Annotated in this window: 19 protein-coding genes; 13 read left to right on the top strand and 6 right to left on the bottom strand. The window is 62.9% G+C overall.

The window, feature by feature from the left end:
- Window positions 1–23: 23 nt before the first annotated feature.
- The 9 genes from NL532_RS18895 (at window position 24) to lpxB (ending at window position 9,927) form a co-directional block, all read left to right on the top strand.
- The gene (locus tag NL532_RS18895; RefSeq protein ID WP_031203426.1) at window positions 24–746 is read left to right on the top strand and encodes an isoprenyl transferase; all 723 of its coding nucleotides are present in this window, start codon (window positions 24–26) and stop codon (window positions 744–746) included.
- 11 nt (window positions 747–757) lie between these two features.
- A complete protein-coding gene (locus NL532_RS18890) occupies window positions 758–1,573 on the top strand; it encodes a phosphatidate cytidylyltransferase (protein ID WP_023684692.1) in 816 nt (271 codons plus the stop codon).
- Between the two features lie 104 nt (window positions 1,574–1,677).
- Window positions 1,678–2,820: an RIP metalloprotease RseP gene (rseP, locus tag NL532_RS18885; protein ID WP_023829641.1), complete on the top strand. Its 1,143-nt coding sequence runs from the start codon at window positions 1,678–1,680 to the stop codon at window positions 2,818–2,820.
- A 217-nt stretch (window positions 2,821–3,037) separates the two neighbouring features.
- Window positions 3,038–5,431, top strand: a complete 2,394-nt coding sequence (gene bamA, locus NL532_RS18880) for an outer membrane protein assembly factor BamA (RefSeq protein ID WP_023829640.1) — start codon at window positions 3,038–3,040, stop codon at window positions 5,429–5,431.
- Window positions 5,432–5,508: 77 nt separating this feature from the next.
- Window positions 5,509–6,567 carry a UDP-3-O-(3-hydroxymyristoyl)glucosamine N-acyltransferase gene (lpxD, locus tag NL532_RS18875; protein WP_023684695.1) on the top strand — a complete coding sequence of 353 codons (1,059 nt, stop codon included), beginning with the start codon at window positions 5,509–5,511 and terminating at the stop codon, window positions 6,565–6,567.
- Window position 6,568: 1 nt separating this feature from the next.
- Window positions 6,569–7,021 carry a 3-hydroxyacyl-ACP dehydratase FabZ gene (gene fabZ, locus NL532_RS18870; RefSeq protein WP_023684696.1) on the top strand — a complete coding sequence of 151 codons (453 nt, stop codon included), beginning with the start codon at window positions 6,569–6,571 and terminating at the stop codon, window positions 7,019–7,021.
- A 15-nt stretch (window positions 7,022–7,036) separates the two neighbouring features.
- Window positions 7,037–7,870, top strand: a complete 834-nt coding sequence (lpxA, locus tag NL532_RS18865) for an acyl-ACP--UDP-N-acetylglucosamine O-acyltransferase (protein ID WP_023684697.1) — start codon at window positions 7,037–7,039, stop codon at window positions 7,868–7,870.
- Window positions 7,857–8,759, top strand: coding sequence for an LpxI family protein (locus NL532_RS18860; protein WP_023829639.1), 903 nt, complete (start codon window positions 7,857–7,859; stop codon window positions 8,757–8,759). Before lpxA ends, NL532_RS18860 begins: the two co-directional genes overlap by 14 nt.
- A complete protein-coding gene (gene lpxB / locus NL532_RS18855; protein ID WP_023829638.1) occupies window positions 8,749–9,927 on the top strand; it encodes a lipid-A-disaccharide synthase in 1,179 nt (392 codons plus the stop codon). Before NL532_RS18860 ends, lpxB begins: the two co-directional genes overlap by 11 nt.
- Window positions 9,928–10,066: 139 nt before the next feature.
- Here lpxB and gltA read toward each other — a convergent pair whose 3' ends face one another.
- Both gltA and gltX read right to left on the bottom strand, forming a co-directional pair.
- Window positions 10,067–11,398, bottom strand: a complete 1,332-nt coding sequence (gene gltA, locus NL532_RS18850; protein WP_023671037.1) for a citrate synthase — start codon at window positions 11,396–11,398, stop codon at window positions 10,067–10,069.
- Window positions 11,399–11,578: 180 nt separating this feature from the next.
- Window positions 11,579–13,003 carry a glutamate--tRNA ligase gene (gltX, locus tag NL532_RS18845; RefSeq protein ID WP_023829637.1) on the bottom strand — a complete coding sequence of 475 codons (1,425 nt, stop codon included), beginning with the start codon at window positions 13,001–13,003 and terminating at the stop codon, window positions 11,579–11,581.
- A 462-nt stretch (window positions 13,004–13,465) separates the two neighbouring features.
- On the opposite strand from gltX, the gene arr reads away from it, so the two are divergent.
- Together arr and NL532_RS18835 are read left to right on the top strand one after the other, a co-directional pair.
- On the top strand, window positions 13,466–13,882 hold the full coding sequence (gene arr, locus NL532_RS18840) for an NAD(+)--rifampin ADP-ribosyltransferase (RefSeq protein ID WP_023688571.1): 417 nt from the start codon (window positions 13,466–13,468) through the stop codon (window positions 13,880–13,882).
- Between the two features lie 111 nt (window positions 13,883–13,993).
- Entirely contained in the window at window positions 13,994–16,450 is a 2,457-nt protein-coding gene (locus NL532_RS18835; RefSeq protein WP_023829636.1) for a ComEC/Rec2 family competence protein, read from the top strand.
- Here the strand turns inward: NL532_RS18835 and lexA are convergent.
- On the bottom strand, window positions 16,444–17,226 hold the full coding sequence (lexA, locus tag NL532_RS18830; protein WP_023684703.1) for a transcriptional repressor LexA: 783 nt from the start codon (window positions 17,224–17,226) through the stop codon (window positions 16,444–16,446). The genes NL532_RS18835 and lexA overlap by 7 nt on opposite strands.
- Before the next feature lie 205 nt (window positions 17,227–17,431).
- Window positions 17,432–18,196, bottom strand: a complete 765-nt coding sequence (locus tag NL532_RS18825; protein WP_023688568.1) for a GntR family transcriptional regulator — start codon at window positions 18,194–18,196, stop codon at window positions 17,432–17,434.
- Window positions 18,197–18,363: 167 nt separating this feature from the next.
- On the opposite strand from NL532_RS18825, the gene kynU reads away from it, so the two are divergent.
- Window positions 18,364–19,611: a kynureninase gene (gene kynU, locus NL532_RS18820; RefSeq protein ID WP_023829635.1), complete on the top strand. Its 1,248-nt coding sequence runs from the start codon at window positions 18,364–18,366 to the stop codon at window positions 19,609–19,611.
- Window positions 19,612–19,717: 106 nt separating this feature from the next.
- Here the strand turns inward: kynU and kynA are convergent, their stop codons facing one another.
- Together kynA and NL532_RS18810 are read right to left on the bottom strand one after the other, a co-directional pair.
- The gene (gene kynA, locus NL532_RS18815) at window positions 19,718–20,554 is read right to left on the bottom strand and encodes a tryptophan 2,3-dioxygenase (RefSeq protein ID WP_023748414.1); all 837 of its coding nucleotides are present in this window, start codon (window positions 20,552–20,554) and stop codon (window positions 19,718–19,720) included.
- A complete protein-coding gene (locus NL532_RS18810) occupies window positions 20,551–22,176 on the bottom strand; it encodes an AMP-binding protein (RefSeq protein WP_023829634.1) in 1,626 nt (541 codons plus the stop codon). The genes kynA and NL532_RS18810 overlap by 4 nt, the downstream gene beginning before the upstream one ends.
- Before the next feature lie 160 nt (window positions 22,177–22,336).
- Here NL532_RS18810 and NL532_RS18805 point away from each other — a divergent pair, with 160 nt between their 5' ends.
- Complete coding sequence (locus NL532_RS18805; RefSeq protein WP_488473701.1) at window positions 22,337–23,173, top strand: hormone-sensitive lipase; 837 nt, start codon at window positions 22,337–22,339, stop codon at window positions 23,171–23,173.
- Window positions 23,174–23,216 lie beyond the last annotated feature (43 nt).

The following is a 23,216-nucleotide window of genomic DNA, read 5'->3' as shown; positions in this document are numbered from 1 at the left end:
CACACCGGCCCGAAAGCGAGACAATGGCAACGCCCGCGCATGTCGCGATCATCATGGATGGAAACGGACGCTGGGCCAAAGCGCGCGGCATGCCGCGGCTTGCCGGCCATCGCGCCGGCGTCGAAGCGCTGCGCAAGACGGTGCGCGCCGCGCCCGGTCTCGGCATTTCCTTCCTGACCGTCTACGCCTTTTCGTCGGAAAACTGGTCGCGGCCCAAGGCCGAAGTGAGCGACCTGATGGGGCTTTTGAAGCTGTTCATCCGCCGCGATCTGGCCGAACTGCACCAGAACGGCGTGCGCGTCAGGATCATCGGTGACAGGGCGGGGCTGCAGCCGGACATCAGGGGCCTGCTCGAAGAGGCCGAATCGCTGACTGCGCGCAATGAATCGCTGACCTTGGTCATCGCCTTCAACTATGGCGGGCGCGACGAGATCGTGCGCACGGCACGCAAGCTCGCAGCCGCAGTGGTGCGCGGCGAGATCGACGCAGAGGCGATCACGGCAGACACTTTTGCCGGCGCCCTCGACACCGCAGGCATTCCCGATCCGGAGCTGGTCATCCGCACCAGTGGCGAGCTTCGGCTGTCGAACTTCCTTCTGTGGCAGGCAGCCTACAGCGAACTGGTTTTTCTGCCTTGCTACTGGCCTGACTTCAGCCGCGAACACCTGGCCGACGCATTGCGCGATTTTGCTGGCCGCGAGCGCCGTTTTGGCGGGCTTGCCGCTCAAGATGTCGCTGCCTCGTGATCGGCGGCGGGATGAACAATCTTCAGCTTCGCATCGTCTCGGCGCTGGTGCTGGCCGCAATAGCGCTTGGCCTGACCTGGTTGGGAGGGCTGTGGTTCCGCCTGCTTTGCGCCGGCATGGCGGCGGTCATCTTCTATGAATGGGCGCGCATGTCGCGCCCCTTGGCCGGTGCGACCCTCGGCTTCATTCCCGAAGCGCTGCTTCTGGTTTTCGTCGTCGCCCTGGTTGCAGGCGTGCCGGCATCGTGGCTTCTGTCTCTTGTCCTGGCCATGGTTGTGGTCGCTGCTGTCGGCGCCCGTATGCGTGGAGCGGCGCAATGGGATGCAGCCGGTCTTGCCTACGCGGCTTTGTCCGGCTTATCGCTGGCGCTGCTGCGCGGCGGCGACCATCCCGGCCTGGTCGCAATCCTGTTTCTGTTCGCCGTGGTCTGGGCGACCGACATCTTCGCCTATTTCGTCGGCCGCTCCGTCGGTGGGCCCAAGCTCGCGCCATCTATATCCCCCGGCAAGACGCAGAGCGGCGCGCTTGGCGGCGCTGTCGGCGGCGTGGCCGCCGGCGTGCTTCTGGCTGCCGCCGCCGGGGCCGGCAATCTTGGCGTCCTCGCCTTGGTTGCGCTGGTGCTGTCGATTGTTGCCCAGGCTGGCGATCTCTTCGAATCCTGGGTCAAGCGCCGCCACGGCCGCAAGGATTCAAGCGCGTTGATACCCGGGCATGGCGGTGTCATGGACAGGGTGGACGGGCTTGTCGCGGCGGCTTTTGCCCTATACGTGATCGGCTGGATTTCGGCGGGCGCCGATCATCCGGCGCAGGGGCTGTTTCCGGCTTGAGTGATATTTCACGGCGAAGAAATGGCGCACGCCACGGATTCGCCTGGATTGATGTCACAGTCGCGGCGACACCTTTATGCCGCAGGTGAATTTGAGGGCATGACTTGAACGAAATTCTTCACGCGTTTTTCAGCACGGAAGGCTTTGTCCTCGGCACGCTGGTGCCGTTTCTGTTCGTGCTGACCGTGGTCGTCTTCATTCACGAAATGGGACATTACCTCGTCGGCCGCTGGTGCGGCATTGGCGTGAAGGCCTTTTCGATCGGCTTCGGCCCCGAACTTCTCGGCTTCAACGACAGCCACGGCACGCGCTGGAAGCTCTGCGCCATACCGCTCGGCGGTTATGTCAAATTCGTCGGCGACATGAGCGCCACGTCGAGCCAGCCGAGTTCGGAAGATCTGGAAACGCTGACTGACGCTGAACGCAAGGTCGCCTTCCACACGCAACCCATCTGGAAACGCGCCGCCACGGTGGTGGCCGGACCGCTGTTCAACTTCCTTTTGACCATTGCCGTCTTTGCCGTGCTGTTTTCCCTCTATGGCCGCCCTGTGTTTGAGCCGATGGTGGCGGCGGTCACCGCCGGCAGTCCAGCCGAAAGGGCCGGCATTTTGCCAGGCGACCGATTCGTCGCCGTCGGCGGCAGCAAGGTTGAGACCTTCGCCGACGTCCAACGCCTGGTCTCAGGCCGCGGCGGCGACGCCATCACCTTCACCATGTTGCGCGACGGCAAGGAGGTCACCGTCGTCGCGACGCCGGAGCCGATGGAGCAGCTGGACGCGCTGGGCAACAAGGTCAAGGTGGCCGTCATCGGCGTCGTCAACAACAAGGATGTCGGCCAGCCCAGGCTGATCACCTACAGCCCTGTCGGAGCAGTCGGCGCCGCGGTCGAGGAGACGGGGCACGTCATTCAGCGCACCGGCCAGTTCCTGCAGCGATTCGTTGTCGGCCGCGAAGACAAATGCCAGCTGGGCGGCCCGATCAAGATCGCCAAGATGTCGGGGCAGGCGGCAAAGCTGGGCTTCCTGTGGCTGGTGCAGCTCGTCGCCGGACTGTCGGTCGGGATCGGAATTCTGAACCTTTTGCCGATTCCCCCCCTCGACGGCGGCCACCTCCTGTTCTACGCACTCGAAGCCGTTTTCCGGCGTCCGGTATCGGAGCGGATGATGGAAATGGGATACCGGGCCGGCCTCTTTCTGGTGCTGGGATTTATGGGCTTCGTCTTCTGGAACGATCTGTTTGGGTGCTGAAATCATGAAGAAATTTGGCTTCAGCACCGGCAATGTTGAGACGCCGTTTACCATGCACGGGGGTATGCGTGACGCGAAAGCCACGCATCAGGGTTAAGTAATTACAAATTAACCAGAAGCCTTGCGTGTAGGGAAAATCCGGTTAATACGGTAGGAGAAATTACCGCACGTCCGGTTTTCTCGCCGTGGGGACTTCGAGAAAAGGTACAAAAGCCCGATGAAGGCAGCATCCAAATTTTTGAGCGCCGCGTCCGCGGTGGCTATGTCCGCCGCTCTGGTTGTACCAGGTGCGCTCGCCGTGCAGTTCGTTGCCACATCTGCGGCGCAGGCAGCCGTTGTCTCGAGAGTCGAGGTCAGCGGCAACCAGCGTGTCGACGCCGACACCATCCGCAACTACATCACGATCAAGCCGGGCAAGGCGTTTTCCAGCGCCGATATCGACGATGCGGTCAAGGCGCTGTTCGGTACCGGGCTGTTCTCGGACGTGCAGATCAATCAGGTCGGTTCGACGCTGGTGGTCAAGGTTGCCGAATATCAGGTCGTCAACCAGGTTCTGTTCCAGGGCAACAAGAAGCTCAAGGACAATGCGCTGGCAGTCGCCGTGCAGTTGAAGCCGCGCGGGACGTTTTCGCAGGCAACGCTGGACTCCGATGTCGAGGCGGTGAAGGCTGCCTACAGGCGAATTGGCCGCGATGACGCCGCTGTCACGACGCAGATCATGGATCTCGGCGACAACCGCGTGAACGTGGTCTTCAACATCAACGAAGGCGGCCGCACCAAGATCGCCGCTGTCAATTTCGTCGGCAACAGCGCCTATTCGAGCCGCCGCCTGTCTGACGTCATCGCCACCAAGCGCTCGAGCTTCCTGTCCTTCGTGCTGCGTGACGACGTCTATGACGAGGACAAGCTCCGCGCCGACCAGGAATCGCTGCGCCGCTTCTATTACAATCACGGCTATGCCGACTTCCAGGTGGTCTCAGCTGTCGGCGAGCTCGACGACACGACCAACCAGTACACCGTTACCATCACCGTCCAGGAAGGCGACCGCTATACGTTCGGCGACGTCAGCGTCGAGAGCACCATTCCCGAAGTCGACTCGAAGGCGCTGGAAGCGGTGGTTCAGACCCACAAGGGCGACGTCTACAACGCCAAGGATGTCGAGGACACCATCATCGCGCTGACCGAAAAGGTCGCGGGTTCGGGCTATGCCTTCGCTCAGGTGACGCCGCGCGGTGATCGCAACTTCGAGAACCACACGATTTCGGTCGTGTATACGATCGACCAGGGCACCAAGGCCTATATCGAGCGCATCGAAATCCGCGGCAACGACCGCACACGCGACTATGTCATTCGTCGTGAGTTCGATGTCAGCGAAGGCGACGCCTTCAACCAGGTACTCATCCAGCGCGCGAAGAAGCGGCTGGAAAAGCTAGACTACTTTGAGAAAGTCGACGTTTCGACTGTCCCGGGTTCCGAGCCAGACCAGGTCGTGCTCGTGGTCGACGTGGTCGAGAAATCGACCGGCGAGTTCTCGGTTGGCGCAGGTTATTCGACAGGTGGCGACACTGCCGGTCCGTCCGTCGAAGGTTCGGTCGCGGAGCGCAACTTCCTCGGTCGCGGCCAGTACATCAAGGTTTCGGCGGGTGGTGGCAAGAATTCGCGGGACTACAGCCTGTCCTTCACCGAACCCTATTTCCTCGGGCGCCGTATCGCCGCCGGCTTCGATGTCTTCCAGCAGACGCGCAACTACGACCACTATGACAGCGAGACGCTGGGTGCGACGGTGCGCTTCGGCCTGCCGATCACCGACAACATCTCGACGCAGTTGGCGTACAATATCGCCCAGGAGAAGTACAAGCTCGACGACGGTTGCGATAACAATCCTGCCATCCCGGGCAACGCCCCTGGCGACGGGATTCCCGACGCGGACTGCAACGTATCTGCGGCAATCGTCCAGGGAATTGATGAGAGCCCTTGGATCAAGTCGTCGGTCAGCCTTGGGCTGGTCTACAACACCATCGACGACATGAAGAGCCCGCATGAAGGCATCTACGCCACCACGACCATGGAAGTGGCCGGCCTTGGTGGCGATGCCAAATTCGTAAAGGTTACCGGTCGTGGCACTGTCTACCAGACGTTGTCCGAACAGCTGGACCTGGTCGGCCTGATCTCAGGCGGTGCTGGCCATATCGCGGGCTATGGCGACAACGGCCTGCGTATCTTCGATCAGTTCCAGAGCAGCGACCGCATGATCCGCGGCTTCGAGTATGGTGGTATCGGCCCCGCGGATATTGCAACGGGTGACCACCTCGGCGGCACCACCTATTTCAATGCGTCGGCCGAAGCTCAATTCCCGATACCGGTCATTCCGGAAAGCTTTGGTGTGCGCGGCGCTGTGTTTGCTGATGCCGCCACACTGTACGGCAGCAAGATAAACGTCGCCGGGGTTACTCAAGCTTCAACTGATCTAGAGTTGCGCGCTTCGGTTGGTGTCGGCTTGCTGTGGTCATCGCCTTTTGGCCCGATCCGCATTGACTACGCGATGCCCATCAAGAAGGAAAAGACCGACGACGTGCAGGAATTCAACTTCGGCATGTCGAGCCGCTTCTGATGCGCGGGTAACGATGCTTCCGGGCCGTTGGGGTCCGGAAGAGAATTGATCCGACCTAGCTGGATATTGCTTCTGGAATGACCGATCCGGTGTTCTTCGCGCCATCACGCCGGTATACGGCTGGCGAAGTCGCGAATCTGACCGGCGCATCGCTTGTCGATTCCGATTTTGCCCACATATCGATCGATGCGTTGGCGCCAGCCAATGAAGGCGGCGAGGGTGCGCTCGTCTTCGTCGACGGCAAGCGCAATTTCGCGCTGATGCAGTCGCTGAAGGCGGCGGCCGTGTTTTGTCCCGCCGAGTTCGCGGGCAAGGCGCCGGCAGGCATTGCGGTTCTGGTTCATCCGCGCCCGCAGCAGGCCTTCGCCATGATCGGCCGGCTGCTGTTCCCGACGGCGGCTACGCCGGGACCGATGACCAGCGAAACCGGGGTCTCGCCGCAAGCTCATGTCGATGCCTCGGCGCATATCGAGGCCGGGGCGATCATCGAGGCCGGAGCGGTCATCGGCCCCCGCGCTTCCATCGGCAGCGGAACGGTCATTGCCCCCCACGCCGTTATCGGCCCCTCCTGCCAGATCGGCCGTGACGGCTACATTGGGCCGGGTGTCAGTGTTCAGTATGCGCTGATCGGCAACCGCGTCATCATTCATGGCGGCGCCAGGATAGGCCAGGACGGCTTCGGCTTTGTCGGCGGCGCCAAAGGCCCTGAGCGTGTGCCGCAGGTCGGCCGCGTCATCATCCAGGACGATGTCGAAATCGGCTCGAACACGACCGTCGATCGCGGCGCCATGTCGGATACGGTCATCGGTCAGGGCACCAAGATCGACAATCTGGTGCAGATCGCCCATAACGTTCGCATCGGCCGCAATTGCATTATTGCCGGGCTCTCTGGTATTTCCGGCTCCGTCACCGTCGGTGATGGTGTCACCATGGGCGGCGGCGTTGGCCTTGCCGATCATTTGACCATCGGATCAGGGGCCAAGCTTGCTGCAAGAAGCGGGTTCATGAGCAACGTGCCGGCGGGCGAGATCTGGGGAGGCTATCCGGCGCAGCCGATGGCGGAAGCCATGCGCGAGATCGCCATGCTGAGGAAGCTCGCCAGGACGCGCAAGCAGGGCGAAGGGGGAAGTAGCTGAGATGGTGCCGGCGACGCTCGAAGCGGTCGATATATTGGGGTTGATGAAGCTTTTACCGCATCGCTATCCCTTCCTGATGATCGATCGCATCATCGAAATCGACGGCAATGATTCTGCCATCGGCATCAAGAACGTGACCATCAATGAGCCGCATTTCCAGGGCCATTTCCCGGATCAGCCGGTGATGCCGGGCGTGCTCATCGTCGAGGCCATGGCGCAGACCGCCGGCGCGATCTGCATCCGTAACCTCAACACGGAAAAGCCGTCGCTGGTCTATTTCCTGACCATCGATAATGCGAAATTCCGCAAACCGGTCGTCCCGGGCGACCAGTTGAAAATCCACGTCAAGAAAATCAAGATGCGCGGCAACCTGCTCAAATTCGCCTGCGAGGCCATGGTGGAGGGCACAAAGGCCGCCGAAGCCGAGATCTCGGCAATGATGGTTACCGGCTGACGGTTCGAAATGCTCATGAAAATACAGACTTCAATCCACCCCTCGGCCGTCATCGAGGCCGGCGCGCAGATCGGCGAAGGCGCCGCAATAGGACCTTTCTGCTATGTCGGCGCTGACGCCGTGATCGGTGACCGCGTCGAACTGGTCAGCCATGTCTCGGTGCTGGGCGCGACAACCATTGGCGCCGCGACCAAGGTCTATCCAATGGCGACACTGGGCGGACCGCCGCAGAACACCAAGCACAAGGGCGGCCGCACCACTTTGGTCATCGGCCAGCACTGCACGATCCGCGAAGGCGTGACCATGCATCTCGGCACCGATTCCAGCCGCGGTGAGACGACCGTCGGCGACAACGGCAATTTCCTTGCCTATGCCCACATTGCCCATGATTGCGTCGTCGGTAAAAACGCCACCTTCGCCAATGGCGCGACCCTGGGCGGCCATTGCGAGGTCGGTGACAGCGTTTATATTGGCGGCCTCAGCGCCGTTCATCAGTTCGTGCGTGTTGGTGACAACGCCTTTCTCGGCGGCTGCTCGGCTTTTGTCGGCGATGTCATTCCCTACGCCATTGCGGTGGGCAATCGCGCCAGCCTGCGTGGACTCAACATCATCGGCCTGAAGCGCGCCGGGTTGCCGCGCGCCGAAATCTACCTGCTGCGCAAGGCTTACAAGACCATCTTCGACCGCTCCCGCACTGTCGGCGAGAACATCGAATTCGCCAAGGCCGAGTTTGCGTCGTCGCCGACGGCCATGAAAATCATCGATTTCATCACCAGTCGCGGCAAGCGGCATTTTGCCGTCCCGTCGCTTAAGGGTGGCGACGGCGACGATGCCGATGACGAAGGCTGAGGCCACTTCAACGGGCCTCGAACTTGCGCCGGACGCCAGGGTCGGCATCATTGCCGGCGGCGGTAGCTTGCCGGTCGAAGTTGCCGCCGGCCTGGCGGAGGCCGGACATCGGCCTGTCATCATCCTGGTCGAAGGTCAGGCCGACCGTCAGTCCGACCTCACAATCTATGAGCATGAAAGCCTTGCGCTGGAAGACATCGGCTCGCTGGTTGCGTTGCTGAGGCGCCGGCGCATCACCCATCTTGTGCTTGCCGGCGAGATCAGGCGCAGGCCGCGGTTGGTCGACATGCGTCCGAACCTTGGGCTACTGGCACTTATACCCTCGCTCGCCATGGCGCTTGCCCGCGGCGATGACGGGCTGTTGAAGATATTGACCCGCGGCCTGGAGGCACGGGGCGTCAAGGTTGTCGGTGCGCATGAAGTCGTGCCCCGGCTCGTCGCGGCCGAAGGGCCGCTGACCAAAGCAGTGCCGCGAAAGTCCGACTGGCGCGATATCGAGGCGGCACACGCGGCGGCAAAGGCCATCGGCGCGCTCGACATTGGTCAGGCGGCAATTGCCATCGGTGGCCGCACTGTTGCCCTGGAAGGCGTCGAGGGCACCCACGGACTGCTCGAGCGGACGCAGCAGTTGCGCGGCCATGGCAGGCTGGCCGGCAAGACGCGCGGTGTCCTGGTCAAATGCGCCAAGCCTGGCCAGGAATTGCGTGCCGATCTGCCATCTATTGGCCCCCAGACCGTCGAGGCGGCGCATGCCGCGGGGCTCGCCGGCATTGCCGTCGAAGCCGGCCGTTCGCTCATCCTCGAAGGCCCCGCCGTTCTCGCGCGCGCCAATGCGCTCGGCCTGTTCGTGTTCGGCCTGCCGGCTGCGGGGGCTGTCCATGGCAGCTGAGAAGCCGCTGAAGATTGCCATCGTCGCCGGCGAAGAATCCGGCGACCTGCTGGGCGCCGACATCGTGCAGGCGCTGAAGCGCATGACCGGGCGCGAGGTGCAACTCGTCGGCACTGGCGGGCGGCATCTGCAGGCGCTCGGACTGGCGCCGCTGTTCGACGGCGCCGAGATCGCGCTGATGGGGCTCAGCGCCATCCTGCGTGACTTGCCGCGCCTGATGCGGCGGATCAGCCAGACGGCAAGTGCTGTCGCCGCCGAAAAACCCGACTGTCTGATCACCATCGACAGCCCCGATTTCTCGCTGCGCGTCGGCAAAAAGATCCGCGCCGCCGATCCGTCGATCCCGATCGTCCATTATGTCTGCCCGAGCGTCTGGGCGTGGCGGCCGGGTAGGGCGGCCGCGATGAAGCCCTATGTCGACCACATACTGTGCATCCTGCCTTTCGAGGTAAAGGAGCTCAGCCGTCTCGGCGGCCCGCCCGGCACTTACGTCGGACATCGCCTCACGCATGATCCAGGCGTGCTGGGCGCGGCCAGGGCGCAAGCCCAGCCACGCGATCTCTCGGCCGATCACGTCAAGACGCTGCTCGTCCTGCCAGGGTCGCGGCGCGGCGAGGTGAGCCGGCTTATCGGTCCGTTCGGCGAGACGGTGTCGGCGCTGCGCGCGCGTGGCCACAGGCTGCGGCTGTTGCTGCCGACGGTGCCGCATGTCGCCGAACTGGTCAAAACATCGGTGGCGCGCTGGGATCAGGAGCCAGAAGTCATCCTCGATCCCGAGCGCAAGTGGCAGGCCTTCGGCAAGGCCGATGCGGCGCTGATCGCGTCTGGAACGGTGTCACTGGAACTGGCGATGTCGGGTGTCCCGATGATCTCTTGCTACAAGTTCGATCCGATCATGCTGATGGCGCAGAGCCTGATCACGGTGTGGAGCGCTGCTTTGCCCAACCTTATTGCCGACCGGCCGGTCGTGCCGGAAAGCTACAACCAGTACGTGCGGCCGCACTATCTGGCGCGGCAGCTCGAGGCACTGTTCTCAGACACCGCCTACCGCGCTTGGCAAAAGGACGGCTTTGGCGAGGTTGCCAGACGCATGGCCACCGACAGGCCCTCCGGCGACATCGCCGCCGATGTCGTTCTTCGCCACATCGGGAGAGCGAATAGGGCTTAGCGAGTGAATAGTGAATAGTGAATAGTGAATAGTGAATAGTGAATAGGATTAACGAGCTCTCGACTATAATCAAGCTGCTACTTACTACCTGCTATTACTACCTGCTATTCACTACTTACCATTCACCATTCACTCTCTTTCACCTTTTCGCAATCGGCACGTAGTCGCGTTCCGGGGCGCCGGTATAGAGCTGGCGCGGGCGGCCGATCTTCTGGTGCGGGTCCTCGATCATTTCCTTCCACTGCGCGATCCAGCCGACGGTGCGCGCGACCGCGAACAGTACGGTGAACATGGTGGTGGGGAAGCCCAGCGCCTTCAGCGTGATGCCGGAATAGAAATCGACGTTCGGATAGAGCTTCTTCTCGATGAAGTAGGAATCGGTCAGCGCGATCTTTTCCAGCTCCATGGCGATATCGAGCAGCGGATCGTCCTTGATGCCGAGTTCGCCCAGCACCTCATGCGCCGTCTTCTGCATGATTTTCGCGCGAGGATCGTAGTTCTTGTAGACGCGATGGCCGAAGCCCATCAGCCGGAACGGATCGTTCTTGTCCTTGGCGCGGGCGATGAATTCCGGGATGTGGTCGACATGGCCGATCTCGCCCAGCATGTTGAGCGCCGCTTCGTTGGCGCCGCCATGCGCCGGGCCCCACAGGCAGGCGATGCCGGCGGCAATGCAGGCGAACGGATTGGCGCCCGACGAGCCGGCAAGGCGCACCGTCGAGGTCGAGGCGTTTTGTTCGTGGTCGGCATGCAGGATGAAGATGCGCTCCATGGCGCGCGCCAGCACCGGATTGATCTTGTATTCCTCGCACGGCACCGCAAAGCACATATGCAGGAAGTTGGCGGCGAAGTTCAGCTCGTTCTTCGGGTAAATGAAGGGCTGGCCGATATGGTATTTGTAGGCCATGGCCGCAATCGTCGGCATCTTGGCAATCAGCCGCATCGAGGCGACCATGCGCTGATACGGATCCGAAATATCGGTGGAGTCGTGATAGAAGGCCGACAGCGCGCCGACCACGCCGCACATCACAGCCATCGGATGCGCGTCGCGGCGGAAGCCGGTGAAGAAGCGCGACATCTGCTCGTGCACCATGGTGTGGCGCGTCACCCGGTAGTCGAAATCGTCCTTCTGCGCCTTGGTCGGCAGTTCGCCGTAGAGCAGGAGGTAGCAGACTTCGAGGAAGTCGCCATGCTCGGCCAGCTGGTCGATGGGGTAGCCGCGGTGAAGCAGGATGCCGGCATCGCCGTCGATGAAGGTTATCGCCGACTCGCAGCTCGCCGTCGAGGTGAAGCCGGGATCGTAGGTGAAGGCGCCGGTGGTGTTGTAGAGCGCACCGATGTCGATGACGTCGGGCCCGACCGAGCCGCTCCGCACCTTGAATTCATGCGTCTTGCCGGCCAGTTCGAGCGTGGCAGTCGACGGGTGCGTCGTCTTGCTGCCGGTTTCCAGTCTTGTCGCAGCTTCGCTCATTCTCAACTCCTTCATGTTCCTCATGCCGGCAAGGCAATTCCTGCAAACGACACGTCGAAATCACCGGAATGCGCGAACTCGCCACCGCATTTTGGGAGGTGCGTGCCTGATTGGGCCAAGGCCTAATGTTGCACTGCGAAACCCGCCTTTCAATGCCAATCTTTTTGGGCCAGCTCGCTCCTAATCGATTTGATCCGCAATCCGCGCCAGGCTTTCCTCGCGGCCAAGCACGGCAAGAACGTCGAACACGCCGGGCGAGGTGCTACGGCCGGTAAGGGCCGCCCGGAGCGGTTGGGCCACGGCGCCGAGCTTGTGGCCGCCGGCCGCTGCGAACTCGCGCACCGCGGCTTCAGCCGCGGCAGCCGACCAATCGCCCGGAACAGTCTGCAAAGCGGCATGTGCGCCGCGCAGGATCGCGCGCGCGTCGGCACTGAGCAATGCTGCCGCCTTCTCGTCGATCGGCAGCGGCCGCTCGACGAACAGGAAGGCCGCGCCATCGGCCAGTTCCACCAGCGTCTTGGCGCGCTCTTTCAGGCCCGGCAAGGCGGCCAGCAGCTGCGCCTTCCTGGCGTCGTCGAGACGGGCGGCCATAGCAGATCCGCCTTCGAGGTATGGCAGAGTGGCGACGAAAATGTCGAACAGCTCGGTATCGGCCATCTTGCGCATATGCGCGCCGTTGATCGACTCGAGCTTGGCGAAGTCGAAGCGCGCCGCACCCTTGTTGACATCGCCGATGTCGAACCACGAAATCATGTCCTTGATCGACATGATCTCGTCGTCGCCATGGCTCCAGCCGAGCCGCGCCAGATAGTTGAGCAGTGCCTCGGGCAGATGGCCCATGGCGCGATAAGCCTCGACACCGAGTGCGCCGTGCCGCTTCGACAGCTTGGCGCCGTCGGCGCCGTGGATCAGCGGGATATGCGACATCGACGGGACGTCCCAGCCCATCGCGTTGTAGATCACCGTCTGGCGCGCGGCGTTGGTCAGATGGTCGTCGCCACGGATGATGTGGGTGACGCCCATGTCATGGTCGTCGACGACGACGGCATGCATGTAGGTCGGATTGCCGTCCGAGCGCAGAATGATGAAATCGTCGAGGTCCTTGTTGGGGAAGCGCACCTCGCCCTGCACACGGTCGTGCACCACGGTTTCGCCCTCGGTCGGCGCCTTGATGCGGATGGCGCCCTTGACGCCGGGAGGCGCCTCCGAGGGGGCACGATCGCGCCACTGGCCGTTGTAGCGCGGCGGCAGATCCTTGGCGCGTGCGGCCTCGCGCATCGCCTCGAGCTCGGCAGGCGTCTCGTAGCTGTAATAGGCCTTGCCCAGGCGCACCAGCTCCTCGGCCACCTCACGGTGGCGCGGCGCGCGCTCGAACTGCGATATGGCCTCACCGTCCCAGGAAAGGCCGAGCCAGGTCAGCCCATCCAGAATGGCCTGTGTCGCCGCCTCGTTGAAGCGTTCGCGGTCGGTGTCCTCGATGCGCAGCACCATCGTGCCGCCGGTGTGCTTGGCGTACAGCCAGTTGAACAGCGCCGTGCGCGCGCCGCCGATATGCAGATAGCCGGTGGGCGAGGGGGCAAAACGGGTGACGACCGTGTCGGACATGGAACTCTCGGAACCTTGGAAAGCGGAGCGTGATCGCGCGGACTTTCGCGCTTTGCGCGTTCATGTAGCATAGGGGGTCTGGGGCGCAAGGGGCAGACCCGATGGCTGGACGTGGCCGGGGCACGTCGGCAATTATCGGTTGCGTCAACTGGCGCTGGAGCCTTGTAGCACAAAATCTGTTCGCACCCTCCGCGCAACCTCGTTTGACAGCAGCGTCAATGTCTGGGTTTCATTCGGCTGCAGCGTCCGTCACAGTGCCTGGAACATCGCTGCGACGGTGGTAGCCCCCTCTGACGAGCGGACATTTCTTCACGGATGCGGCACTGCCCGACTACAACGCCGCCGTGACAGCGTTGGCTTGGTCACGCATATAGACCTTTCTGCAATCATTATCGTGAACACCGCAACTGTGTGCAGGCCGGTCTCGCCACGAAGGAGGCATGATTGAAAGAAGGACTACCGATGACCGAAAACGCCGACCATACGGAGGGTGATCCGTTCTACCATGGTACCCGGGCGGATTTGAAACCCGGGGATCTGCTGAGCGTCGGCCACCCTTCCAATTTCAGAGGTAAACCACTGTCATGGATCTATTTCACCCAGACACTGGAAGCCGCCATCTGGGGAGCAGAGCTTGCAACGGGTGACGGTCGTCAAAGGATTTACATCGTAAAGCCGACGGGGTTTTTTATGGATGACCCTAACCTGACCGACAAAAAATTTCCCGGTAATCCGACGAAATCCTACCGCTCCCGTGATCCGTTGCTCATCCTGGGTGAACTCGGTGAATGGCAGGGTCATACACCGGAACAATTGAAGGCAATGCACGATGGGCTTGCTCGCCTGAGGGCGGAGGGCCAGGATATGATTGAGGATTGAGCGTCCTTGCCAGGTGATGGTCGATTCCGGCGCGGTGGACGTGATCACGCGGACTTTCGCGCTTTGCGCGTTCATGTAGCATAGGGGTCTGGGGCGCAAGGGGCAGACCCGATGGCTGGACGTGGCCGGGGCACGAAGGAAGGCGAAGGCGCCGAGGCAAGCGTCAGCGAACGCTCGCTGTTTGCCGATAGTCCCTATGCCGAGCCGCTGCCCCTCGCGCTGCCTGAGCCGCATCCCGGCGTCGCGCCTGCGCTGCCCGGTGGCGCGTTGCCGGCGCAAGTCACAGCGCCCGGATCTATCGCCCGTCTGCGCAGACGGCTTCGCCGTCCGTCATGGCCCGCGCTCCGCCGCAGCCTTGCCGTGGCCGCCAACACGGAGCTCGACCGGGGCGTCGCCTTCCTGCTGGTGCCGGTTTTCCTGGCGGCCGGCGTCATCATTTATTTCTCGCTGGCCGGCGAGCCCGGCTTTGCGCAGCCAATCGCCATTGTGGTGCTGGCGACATGTTGCGCCCTCGCCACGCGATCGCGGCCGAGGACGCATCTGTTCTGCATGGCCGCGATGCTGTGCGCGCTCGGCGTCGTCGCCGCCAAAGTCGAGACTTGGCGCGCCGGAACGCAGATGCTCGGCTCCGAGATTCAGACACGGCTGACCGGCCGCGTCGTCAGTCTCGAACAGATGGAAAGCGGCCGCATCAGGCTGACGCTCGATGTGGTTTCGACCGCTTACCCCGAGCTGCGCTACGCCCCGGAGCGGGTCAGGCTCTCGGCGCGGACCGTTCCCGCCGATATGACCGCCGGCTCCCTGATCACCGGCTATGCCAGGCTGTTGCCGCCGACCGGTCCGGTGCGGCCGGAGAGCTACGATTTCTCCTTCGACAGCTATTTCACCGGTATCGGCGGCAGCGGCTTCTTTCTCGGCAATCCGAAAACCATTGCTACGCAGGGACCGCCGCCGCTGACCGCGCGGCTCTCCTCGGCAATCGAGAACGCGCGCGAAAACATTGCCGACCATATCAGGGGCAAAATCGGCGGCGCCGAAGGCGAGATTGCCGCGGCGTTGATTGTCGGGGTGCGCGCCGGCATCCCGGACGAGGTCAACGAAGCGATGCGGCGCACCGGCATCTACCACATCATCTCCATCTCCGGCCTGCACATGGCGCTGGTTGCCGGCACCATCATGGCGTTGCTGCGTGGCGCCTTTGCGCTGTTTCCCGATTTCTCTTCGCGCCGCCCAGTCAAGAAATATGCAGCAGTGGCAGCACTCGTCTCCATCGCCGCCTATCTCGTCATTTCAGGCGTCGTGGTTGCCGCCGAGCGCAGCTTCATCATGCTGGCGGTCATGCTTGTCGCCGTGCTGTTTGATCGCGCCGCACTCACCATGCGCAATCTGGCGATCTCCGCCATTGCCGTCATCCTGGTGTCGCCGCACGAGGTGGTCGGTCCCAGCTTCCAGATGTCGTTTGCTGCCACCGCCGCCCTTGTCGGCGCCTATGCCGGCTGGGCCGATTACCGCGCCGACAAGGTGAGAACGCCGCCGGCAAAGCGCTCCTTCGTCGGCTTCCTGTCGCGAAAATTCGCGCTGGCCATGGGCGGCCTCGCCATGACCTCGATCATCGCCGGCAGTGCAACCTTGCTGTTCGCCATCTGGCATTTTCAGCGTGTGTCGCCGCTCAGCCTGATCGCCAATCTGGCCGTGATGCCGATTGTTTCGTTGATCGTCATGCCTTTTGCCGTGCTCAGCGCACTGGCGATGCCGTTCGGCGCCGACGGGCCGTTCCTCTATGTGATGGGCAAGGGTCTGATGGCGATGATCGCTATATCGGCCTGGATTTCCGAGCGCTCGCCGGTCGACGCCGTCGGGCTGATCTCCATCCGCTCGGTGCTGTTGGTGGCGGTCGCCCTCGTCATCGCCACCATGGCCACCACCTGGCTCAGGTTGGCGGCCGTGCCTTTCGCGCTGGCCGGCCTGTTGACGGTGCCGCAGGTGCTTACGCCCGACGTGCTCATATCCGAGGATGCGCATCTGGTGGCCATGCCGATCGGTGGCGGCGAACTCGCCCTCAACCGCGAACGCTCCAACGAATTCACCACGGACAATTGGAAACGGGCGCTGCGGGCCAAAACCATTATCCCACCTGAGATTTTCGAGGCAACAGATACGCGGTTCGATCTCGATCCGCTCGATCTGCCGCCCGGCTCGCCCTTCTATTGCACCGGCGATCTCTGTATCGCCCGGCACCCTTCCGGAGCCATTGTAGCGCTTGCGAAAGACCGCAAGACGGCGCGGCCGGCCTGTGCCTTCGCGAGCCTGATCGTCATCGATGACGCCACCGCCTACAATCCGTGCCGCGACCCGCTGGTGCTGGTCGTGACGAAGAAACAGCTGGCCCGCGACGGCAGCGCCGCCGTCTTCTTCGATCCGCAATCGGCAGCTGCAGCGCCAACCATCCGCTTCGCCGTCGACAAGCCGTATCGCCCCTGGCACGAGCAACGCCGCTTCTCCCGCGAAGCGCGCGGCCTGCCGCCTTACAACCAGCGTGAAAAGTACAAACCCAAGCCGGCTCAGTAGCGCCGGATCAATCCGACAAGCTTGCCCTGCACCTTCACCCTGTCCGGTCCAAAAATGCGGGTCTCGTAGGCCGGGTTGGCGGCTTCCAGGGCGATCGAGGCGCCCTTGCGGCGGAAGCGTTTCAGGGTCGCTTCCTCATCGTCGACCAACGCCACCACGATCTCGCCGGGGCTGGCTGTGTCGGCATTGCGGATGATGACCGTGTCGCCATCGAAAATGCCGGCCTCGATCATCGAATCGCCCTTGACCTCGAGCGCGTAGTGTTCGCCGCCCATGATCATATCGGGCGGCACCGAGATCGAATGGGTCTGATGCTGGATGGCGTCGATCGGCACGCCGGCGGCGATGCGTCCCATAACCGGGATTGAAATCGCGGAAACGGCATCGTCATTGCCGGCCGACATCGAACGCGACGGCGAGCCCGGCTTGATCTGGCGGCCGAGACCGCCTTGGCCCAACGCGCCTTGTCCTTGGCCGCCTTGCCCTTGGCCGGTTTGACCAAGACTGCCCTGAATGACGCTCGGCGAAAACTTCCTCGCCGCATTGAGGCCTGGTGCGATCGAGTCGGGCAGCCGCAGCACTTCCAGCGCGCGCGCCCGGTTCGGCAGCCGGCGAATGAAACCGCGCTCCTCAAGCGCCGTGATCAGGCGGTGGATGCCGGACTTGGAGGCGAGGTCGAGCGCTTCCTTCATCTCGTCGAAGGACGGCGGGATTCCGCTCTCCTTCAGGCGTTCATGGATGAACATCAGAAGCTCATGTTGTTTGCGCGTCAGCATCGCGGCCCCCAAGGGTTCTGAAACCAGAATCAGAAAAAACAAACCCAGAACAAACCCTATCTGTTCCAGTTGTGTTCCGCAACCTTTTAAAGTTTAATGAATGTGTTGACGTTTTGTTCAGCGTAACGTTCGGCGCTGCGAGCGCCGCTCGTAGTCGTTGGCCGGCAACGGGGTGAAACGAAGACAAAGTGCCCTGCGTCGTCGGCTACGATCGCCGCTTCCTTTTCGGACGGGGCTGCGCAGCATCCGCGCCGGGTTCACTCTGGGCATAGACCTGCAGCGTGTAGCCGATGTGAGCGGTCATCAGAGTTTTCGCACGTTCGACGTCGCGATCGAGGGCCGCTTCCATCAGGGCGGTATGGTGTTCGATCGCCACGGCGTCGCGCAGGGCCGCCACGGCCTTCCGGTGGCCATCCGTGCGGCCGGCGGCGGCGCGCAGCGTCGGGGCCAGACCCAGAAAGCGGTGATGGCGATGCAATTGGTCGGAAATCGTCGCATTGAAGCGCAGCAGCCAGCTGGATGTCGCGGCACTGAGCAGCGCCGCATGGAAGGCATCGTGTTTTTCGTACCACGCGTCGACCGCATCATCCGATGGATCGTCGAGAACAGACCCGCACCGTGAGAGACGATAGTGGGCGGCAACGACCGCGTCTTCCCACTCACGGTCGCCCTCCTCGATCGATTCCACCAGCAGGGGCAGTTCGACCACCAGCCGCGCACGCGCCAAATCCTCGAGCTCCGCCCGAGAGACGGGAGCGACCGCAAACCCGCGGTTGCTGATGGCGGTCACAAGCCGTTCCGCCTCCAGCCGCGACAGCGCCTCGCGCAACGGCGTCCAGCCGATGCCGTAGGTGTTGCGCAGCGTGCTCAGCTTCAACGGCGCGGCAGGCGCCAGCCGGGTCGCAAGAATATCGCGCCTGAGCAGGCGATAGGCCGCTTCCGTCTTCGAGGTCTGCTCGTCATCCAGCATCGTGATCCATCAGACATAAACGCTCGGCGGATCATTATATATCAAAGCCTTTCAATGGGTGAATTATATATAATGTTTGACAGTTCAAGGGCGACCACTCAAGATCGCCGGCATGTTTGGGCGGCAGGCTCCGCCGCGCGCGTTTGTCCATGGAGGGGCGCCGGATCATGAGCACGACACCCGATCTCGCTACAATCGAAGCAATGGATGCCGCCGATCCGCTGCGCTCCATGCGCGGACGCTTTGTCTTGCCGCAAGGCGTGATTTATCTCGACGGCAATTCCCTGGGCGCCGCGTCAGCGGTCGTCTTCAGCGAACTGCAGCAGGCCGCCACGCAGGAATGGGCGCACGATCTCATTCGCGCCTGGAACACCGCCGGCTGGTTCAACATGCCGGTGGAACTCGGAGATCAGCTCGGGCGACTGATCGGCGCGGCTGATGGGCAGACGGTGGTCTGCGACACAACCTCGATCAACATCTACAAGCTGCTGCACGCAGCGCTCGGCATGCGGCCGGATCGGTCGGTCATCGTTGCCGAGGGCGACAGTTTCCCGACCGACCTCTACATGGCCGAAGGCGTCGCCTCGACCCGGCCGGGAACGCGGCTGCGGCTGGAGGGCGTCGACGCGGCCGCAATCGAGGAGCTGATCGACGACAGCGTTGCCGTCATCCTGGTCAACCACGTCAACTACAAATCCGGCCAGTTGCGCGACATGGCGGCGCTGACGCGCAAGGCACATGACGCCGGCGCGCTGATCATCTGGGATCTCTGCCACACGGCCGGCGCCTTGCCGGTCGAACTTGACCGTGCCAATGCCGATTTCGCCGTCGGCTGCACCTACAAATACCTCAATGGCGGCCCGGGCTCGCCAGCCTTCATCTACGCGGCCGAGCGCCACCATGACGATGCCCACCAGCCGCTCAGCGGCTGGTGGGGCCATGCGCGGCCCTTTGCCTTCGAGCAGGGCTTTGCCGTCGGCAGCGGCATTCGCCGCTTCCTGTGCGGAACGCAGCCGGTGCTGTCGATGCGGGCGCTCAAGGGCGCGCTCGATATCTGGAACGACGTCGATATGGCGGCGGTGCGCAGAAAAAGCATCGCGCTGACCGACCTGTTTATCCAGCTCGTCGAAGCCAGATGCGGCGCCTACGGGCTTGAACTGGAAAGTCCTCGCGACGGCAGCCAGCGCGGCAGCCAGGTGTCGTTCCTCCATCCGCATGGCTATCAGGTGATGCGCGCGCTGATCGAGCGCGGCGTGATCGGCGATTTCCGGGCGCCGTCGACCATCCGTTTCGGCTTCACGCCGCTCTATGTCGGATATGGCGATGTCTGGCAGGCGGTCGAAGTCCTGGAGGATATTCTGCGCACCGGCGCCTGGCAGGACGCCCGCTTCGCGGTGAAGACCGCGGTCACCTGAGGAACTAGAGCAATTTCAGGAAAAGTGTGAAGCGGTTTTCCGTCCGCAATTGCGTCAAATCAAAGAGCTAGAGCATTTCGCCGTTTACGTTAAACGGTGAAATGCTCTAGAGCCGGGTGCGGACCGTCCAGAGCTCCGGAAACAGCACAACCTCCAGCATCTTCTTCAGATAGGAGGCGCCTGAGGTGCCGCCCGTGCCGCGCTTCAAGCCGATGATGCGCTCGACCGTGGTGACGTGGTTGAAGCGCCAGCGGCGGAAGTAATCCTCGAAGTCGACCAGCTTCTCGGCCAGTTCGTAGAGCATCCAGTAGCGCTGCGGGTCGCGGTAGACGGTTTGCCAGGCAGCCAGCACGTCTTCGTTCTCGACGCGCGTCTCGCGCCAGTCCGTGCGCCCGGCATCGGCGCCGATGTCGAAGCCATTGCGCGCCAAAAGCAGAAGCGCCTCGTCGTACAGCGACGGCGTGGCCAGGATCGCTTCCAGCCTGTCCGTAAGATCGGGCCGGTGCTTGTGCGGCCCGAGCATGGCTAGGTTGCGGTTGCCGGCCATGAACTCGATAGCGCGGTACTGCCACGACTGGAAGCCCGAGGATTGGCCGAGCGCGTCGCGAAACTCGGTGTATTCGCTTGGCGTCATCGTGCGCAGCACGTCCCAGGCATTGTTGAGCTGCTCGAAGATGCGCGCGACGCGAGACAGCATCTTGAAGCTCGGTTCGAGGCGGTCGGCGCGGATAGAGCGGATCGCGGCGCCGATCTCGTGCAAAGCGAGCTTCATCCACAATTCCGATGTCTGATGCTGGATGATGAACAGCATCTCGTCATGGGCCGAAGACAGCGGCGCCTGCGCATCGAGCACCTTGTCCAGCTGCAGATAGTCGCTGTAGGACATCCGCTCCTTGAACGACATCTGCGCGCCATCGGACGCCGGATCGTGCGGCTTAATCAATTGCTCTTCTCCGCGCGCAACCGGAAGCGCTGGATCTTGCCGGTCTGGGTTTTGGGCAAGGCGTCGATGAACTTCACCGAACGCGGATATTTGTAGGGCGCGATCGTTGCCTTGACGTGGTCCTGCAGGCGTTTGACGGTCAATGCGTCCGGCGAAACACCTTGCACAAGCACGATATGCGCCTCGACGATCTGGCCGCGTTCACCGTCCTCGGCGCCGGTCACCGCGCATTCGGCGACGTCGGGATGCGAGAGCAGCGCCGCTTCGACCTCGGGGCCGGCGATGTTGTAGCCGGCGCTGACGATCATGTCGTCGGAACGCGCGGCGAAGTGGAAGAAGCCATCCTCGTCCTGCGTGAACGTATCGCCGGTGAGATTCCAGCCATCGCGGACATAGTCCTTTTGCCTGGCATCGGCCATGTAGCGGCAGCCGGTCGGGCCGCGCACCGCCAGCCGGCCAGTAGAGCCGCGCGGCAGCTCCCGCATCTCGTCATCGACGATGCGTGCCTGATAGCCGCCGACGGGTTTGCCGGTGGAGGCCGGCTTCATGTCGTCGAAGCGGTTGGAGATGAAGATATGCAGCATCTCGGTGGCGCCGATCCCATCGAGAATCGGCTTGCCGGTCTTCTCAGTCCATTCCTCGAAGACAGGCGCCGGCAGCGTCTCGCCCGCCGAAACCGCGACGCGCAGCGAGGACAGGTCAGCGCCTTGATCCATGGCCTTGAGCATGGCCCGATAGGCGGTTGGAGCGGTGAAGGAAATGGTCGCTTTGTAGGTCTCGATGATGTGGATCATGTTGGGTGGCGTCGCCTGTTCCAGCAGCGTCGCCGCGGCGCCGAAACGCAGCGGGAAGATGGCGAGCCCGCCAAGACCGAAGGTAAAGGCAAGGGGCGGGGAGCCGACGAAGATGTCGTCGGGCGTCACCTCCAGGATTTCGCGGGCATAGGCGTCGGCGATGATCAGCAGGTCGCGGTGGAAATGCATCGTCGCCTTCGGCACGCCGGTGGTGCCGGAGGTGAAGCCGAGCAGGGCGACATCGTCGCGGCCGGTGTTGACGGCAGTGAAGGTGACCGGCTTGTCGAGGGCGGCGCGGTCGAGTTCCGCGTCATGGTTGGCCGTGCCGTCGAAGCCAATGACCTGCTTGAGATACGCACTGCCCTTGGCGCAGGCGGTCATCTCGTCCATCAGCCTTGTATCGCAAAGCGCAACCGTGATTTCCGCCTTGTCGACGATCTTGGCGAGTTCGCCGGCGCGCAGCATCGGCATGGTGTTGACGACCACCGCGCCAACCTTGGTGGCGGCCAGCCAGCAGGCGACCATGGCCGGATTGTTGGCCGAGCGGATCAGCACCCGGTTGCCCGGCTTGACGCCATAATTCTCGACCAGGGCATGGGCGAGCCTGTTGGTCCAGTCGGACAGTTCCTTGTAGGTGCGGCGGCGGCCATTGCCGATCAGCGCGGTGTGGTCGCCGAACCCTTTTTCGACCAGCCTGTCGGTCAATTCGACGGCGGCATTTATGTGGTCGGGATAGTCGAAGCCGTCGAGCAAAAACTCCGGCCATTGCTCCGGCGGCGGCAGGTTGTCGCGCGTGAATGTGTCGATATGCGCTGATGGCCCAAGCATTTTCGGCTGCCCCTGTCTGCCTCGCGCCCATGGCTGAACAAGGCGCAGGATCGCACCAGTCGAAATTTGTTTCAAGCCTAAAATGTTTTTAGGTCGCAGGATTGACGCCGCCCTGTTCGGCGGCCATTCCTGTCGACTGAACTGAAGCCATCCGGGAGGGATGCAGATGCTCCAACATCGTGTTGCCGATTGGGACAATGCCTACGCCAACGGCGACAACATTGCCGGCAGCAATCGCTGGCCGGCCGCGTGGGACACACCGGCACAGGCTTTTCGCGACACAATGTCGGCGTCCGGTCGGGCCAAGCTCGACATCGCCTATGGCGACAGCCCGCGCAACAGGCTCGATCTGTTCCTTCCCGATGTCATGCCCAAAGGGCTCGTCGTCTTCATCCATGGCGGTTACTGGAAGGCGTTCGACAACAAGCCATGGTCGCATCTGGCCAACGGCGCGGTTGCCAATGGCTTTGCCGTGGCAATGCCGACTTACACGCTTTGTCCCGACATACGCATTTCCGGCATCGTCAGGGAAATCGCGGCGGCGATCGGCAAGGCGGCGACGATGGTCGGCGGGCCGGTGATCCTGACCGGGCATTCCGCCGGCGGCCATCTCGCCTCCAGGATGGTGACGACAACGACGCCTCTGGCCGCCGATGTGGCCGGCCGCATACGCAATGTCGTCTCGATCTCCGGGGTTCATGATCTGCGGCCGATCATGCGGACGGGGATGAACGCGACACTGGCCATCGATGAAGCGGAAGCACTGGCCGAAAGCCCGGTTCTGCTGCGCCCCATGCAGGGCGCGCGCATCACCTGCTGGGCCGGCGGCGGCGAGCGGGCGGAGTTCCTGCGCCAGAATGCGCTGCTTGCCAACATCTGGATCGGCCTCGGCGCCACGACCAGCACAGTGGTCGAGCCGGACCGGCATCATTTCAGCATCGTCGACGGGCTTGCCGATCCGACACATCCGCTGACGCGGACATTGCTGGCGGAGTAACAACCAGTCTTATCTCTTGGAATTAACGGCTTGGATCCGCGAC

This window comes from Mesorhizobium sp. C120A (assembly GCF_030323105.1).
Taxonomy (GTDB): Bacteria; Pseudomonadota; Alphaproteobacteria; order Rhizobiales; family Rhizobiaceae; genus Mesorhizobium.
The sequence above is the reverse complement of the archived record's forward strand: the minus strand, read 5'-3'. Positions and strand labels throughout refer to the sequence as shown.